This is a genomic window from Nostoc sp. FACHB-888 (genome assembly GCF_014696655.1).
GTDB lineage: Bacteria > Cyanobacteriota > Cyanobacteriia > Cyanobacteriales > Nostocaceae > Nostoc.
The window spans coordinates 1-3,398 of record NZ_JACJQM010000321.1 but is presented as its reverse complement, the minus strand read 5'-3'; the positions used below and the strand labels follow the sequence as shown (position 1 = coordinate 3,398).

Annotated in this window: 3 protein-coding genes and 1 pseudogene; 3 read left to right on the top strand and 1 reads right to left on the bottom strand. The window is 43.1% G+C overall.

Annotated features, from left to right (window positions below; all coding sequences use genetic code 11):
* Positions 1–545: pseudogene (locus tag H6G26_RS40035) on the bottom strand (hypothetical protein); the annotation flags it as partial.
* Positions 546–781: 236 nt separating this feature from the next.
* Here H6G26_RS40035 and H6G26_RS40030 point away from each other — a divergent pair.
* From H6G26_RS40030 to H6G26_RS40020, 3 genes are all read left to right on the top strand, one after another.
* Positions 782–970 (top strand): hypothetical protein, encoded by a 189-nt coding sequence (locus tag H6G26_RS40030; protein WP_100903288.1) that lies wholly within the window; start codon positions 782–784, stop codon positions 968–970.
* Between the two features lie 141 nt (positions 971–1,111).
* Positions 1,112–1,837 (top strand): hypothetical protein, encoded by a 726-nt coding sequence (locus tag H6G26_RS40025; RefSeq protein ID WP_190737500.1) that lies wholly within the window; start codon positions 1,112–1,114, stop codon positions 1,835–1,837.
* A gap of 272 nt (positions 1,838–2,109) precedes the next feature.
* Positions 2,110–3,398 (top strand): PriCT-2 domain-containing protein (locus H6G26_RS40020; protein ID WP_190737498.1); only part of this gene is annotated, 1,289 nt, incomplete at its 3' end.

Genomic DNA, 3,398 nt, shown 5'->3' with positions numbered 1-3,398 from the left:
AAATTTCTGGCTCGACTGAACCTAAAATCAATGGTTTCAACCTGATTTCTTAACATTTCTTTACAACGTGTCCCATTTTGCACGTATCTCGGCGGCCACCCCTCTTGGCCCCAGCGTTCTGGGTTGTGATTGCTCAAACTAATTGAAAGTTTGACCCCATCGGGAATATTCAGAACTGATAAGTCTGCAAGGATGCTTTCTAGTGCCAGTTCTGCTTTTTTCGCCTTATCTTCGTGCAGTAGGGTGTGGTCACTTTGAGCTAGAGCCGCACTGCCCCAAAAGAATTGAACGTCTTTCAAGTCTAGGCGCGTTCCTTCTACATAACGCACCCATGCCCCATCTTTTGAGATGGTTTCGTGGTGCATGATGTTTCGGTTGCGAACTAGTGAGTATACGGCAGGCATCATGATCGAAAAATCACCGATGATTGCTTTGCCATACCCTGCACCTGAGTCTTTTCCGGCGATAAGGTCAGTTAGCCCTGATTTGGCTAACAAGTCTGCAAGGACTTGCCAATTTTTGGCATTGGAATATATAGCTGTCATGGTTCAGATAATTGTTAAAGTCTTTAATTGTAGGAATTAAAGCCCATTTTTAACAAAATAGACTCAAATCCAGTTATCCAGTTATTGGTTAGCCTTAACTTCACTTTCTGGCTTCACTTGCCTTTGTTTTGTGTCGTTTTCTGGCTTATAGTGTTATCATAACACTACATAACACCAGTGACAAGTAAGAGGTTTAGACTGAGAATAGGGTTATTCCAACACCAGACAGTGTTACGATGCCCACAGGAACTAGACTAAATATTTATTTCACTGATGAAGATGATTTAGCACTCTATGAATTGATAACTGCTGAAGCAAAAACTGAAAAACGCTCTATGAGTCAAATGGTAAAAATTCTTGCTTCCGAAGCGATCGCGGCAAGACACACAAAAACAAATAAATCAAAAAAGCAGGATGAAGATTAGGACGACCACTTTCGGTGGAACTTAGCCTAAGCAAGACACATTCCTTAGTAAAAATCAACTAGATAGTTTAGATGAGGATAAATTTGACACTATAACGGATGAGAGATTAGTCAGCAGCCAAAACAATTTTTGATTTAGCCAATGTTAATCCAGAAAGACCTACCAAGCGATTTTCAACTCCCGCCGCACAATGAAGCGGCGTTAGAGATGATTAGGGAGGCGAAAGACTATGAATCCGCTTTGGCTCTAGCGGTTAGCGGTACAGCACTTGCTACAGGCAGCTTTATTACTCCAGTGGGCTGGGCAGCTTTTGCATTGGCTTACAAGCCATTGGTAAGAATTCAAAAACTTGCAAGGCTGGAAAAATTAACAACTTCGCTTTTGGATGAGTTTAAAAACCAAGGAATACAAGTCTTTCCGGTGCTGAAGATAGAAGATAAGAACCCTATCGACTTGTTTGTGAGATTTGAGCGAAAAATTCACCTGTTTATCTCCATTCGCTCAATAGGAGATAAGGAGATTGTCTACAACGAAGCCAGAGAGGTTTTGCAGATCAAGAGGAAAGACAAGCATGGACTAAAAGTGTGGAACCCTTGCCCACTGCTTGAGTTAGCAGATTACGAGAAGTGGTTAAGCAAGAACAGAGACTTGTTTGCAATGTCTTCCCGTGAAGCTACAAAAACGCCCTCAGCAAAAGTTTTGGTCTTATGGCCTCCCACCAAGGCGGCTATTGATCACAATTCACACCTTTATTCTGAAGTTGGAAGTATGAAAATTCTGGCTCTTAGAAGAAAAGGCACTGCATTTATTATTCAACAGGAGGAAGTAATCGAGTTTATCAAGGCGAATTTAGCCAAGTATTCATAGGCAAAACAACGAAAACCCCGCGTCCCGGTAGGACAGCAGGGTTTTCAAAGGGAATTGGGGTTATCGGGTTTGAACGGCCTAATTAATATCCCTAATAGTAATTTTATCGTACATGATTCGGTGTAAAGCCAATGTAACACTGGCTTACCAGATGTAAACAGCGTTTCAGGAATTTTATGTAATTTTGTTCTTATATTTCTGAACGTTTGTATATAAGATTACTTTCGGGATAGCTCCAATTCCTCCAACACACTTCAGGAGGAATAGCTATCATGTCACCATTACAACAATTTAATCACTCAGTATCAGCACAGTCAGCAGCTGAATCAGAAACTTTTTCTGTTGAAAAGACAAAACTTGAGTTGATTGAGAGTCGCATAATCAAGTTTGCGTTTAACGCCACTGGTACAAACAAAGACTGGGACTTTAAGAAGCTGGCCGGTAACTTCATTGATGTAGAAGGCACTCTAGCCGATGTCCAGCAACATATTAAAGCAGGTCACGCCATCTGTGCTGGCTTATTGGGTGGTAAATGGCGCAGTAAGGCTAATGTTATCGGTTCTCAATGGTTGCTCCTCGACATTGATAATTCCGATGTCGCCCGTGATACTGAGGGTAAACCAATCAAGGACGAGAATGGAAATTCTATCAAAGTTTACGATCACCAATTAACCATAGAAGAAGCCTTAGCCCATCCCTTCATTAAAAAACACTGTGCTTTAATTTACACTACTGCCAGTCATAAACCAGACTGGCATAAATTCCGGTTGATTTTCCTTCTCCCCGAATATGTCCAAGGCGCTGATACTGTAGAAGCTTGTACACGCTTCCTCATGCAGCAGTTGCCCCATGACCCAGCTTGTAAAGACGCTTCCCGTGTATTTTACGGCAGTACTGAAGCAGAATTCCCGCTAGTCAACCCTGAAGCCACTTTACCAGCAAAATGGATAAGTGAAGCGATAGCGATCGCGCTGCATGAACGGGAGGAGTATCAGCTAAGAATCCAAGAAATTGAGTCACGGCGTAAAGAGTGGCGTGAGATTTCCCTCACTGAAGGCTGGGACATTGACCAGCTAATCCAGAACGCACTTTCATTCATCCCACCACGTACCCCAGGAAGCGGTAACTACGACGAATGCCGTCAGGTGTTGATGGCACTGGTTAATCATTATGGGGCAACAGATGCGGAAATCATAGCCGAGCAGTGGTCGCCCAGCATCAAGGGTTCAACTTGGAACATTCGCGCTAAGATTCGCAGTTTTCGGCGTGGGGGAATCTCAATCGGCACACTGTTTCACATTGCCAAACAGTATGGCTTTCGGTTCCCTAAACGGCAGTATGAATATAACCTCGGCGACCAAGGAGTAATTAGCCGTGAACAGTGGGAGCTTGGGCGAGTTAGAGAGGACTTGAGCAGCTTCCAAAATTTATTGAAGCAAGCGATCGCTCCATTTTCTTCAATATTTAAAGGATTTTTTGCCCCACCAACACCAAAGCCCTTACCCGAAATTGACACGCCTTCGCCCAATGTAATTATTTACAAGCCCGGCAATATCCCGTA